Origin of the sequence: Neorhizobium alkalisoli, assembly GCF_002968635.1 — a bacterium.
Classification (GTDB): domain Bacteria; phylum Pseudomonadota; class Alphaproteobacteria; order Rhizobiales; family Rhizobiaceae; genus Neorhizobium; species Neorhizobium alkalisoli.
Genome location: NZ_PVBN01000057.1, coordinates 1 through 400, shown reverse-complemented (window position 1 = coordinate 400; position 400 = coordinate 1). Strand labels below are relative to the sequence as shown.

1 pseudogene is annotated in these 400 nt (G+C 65.0%); it reads right to left on the bottom strand.

Annotated elements, in window-relative coordinates:
• Positions 1-400: pseudogene (aceE, locus tag C5L13_RS28535) on the bottom strand (pyruvate dehydrogenase (acetyl-transferring), homodimeric type); the annotation flags it as partial.

Sequence of the window (400 nt, the reverse complement as noted above, 5' to 3'; positions counted from 1 at the left end):
AGCTTCCACCACAGGTCGTCGTCGGACCAGTTCTCTACCATCTTCGCCGTGCGCGGGTCCTGGCCGAAGAAGTACTCGCGGACGTAGGCACCGTCATTGGCGCGGATCGTCTGGTAGTCGCCGTCACGCGTCTTGTTCATGATGTTGACGAGCGCACCGTCACGATCCTGGGCGAGCAGCGGATCCCAGCCGCGGCCCCACAGCACCTTGATGACGTTCCAGCCGGCGCCGCGGAAGAACGCCTCGAGCTCCTGCACGATCTTGCCGTTGCCGCGCACGGGGCCGTCGAGACGCTGCAGGTTGCAGTTGACGACGAAAGTCAGGTTGTCGAGGCCCTCGTTGGCGGCCCACTGCAATGCGCCACGCGACTCGACCTCGTCCATCTCGCCGTCACCGAGGA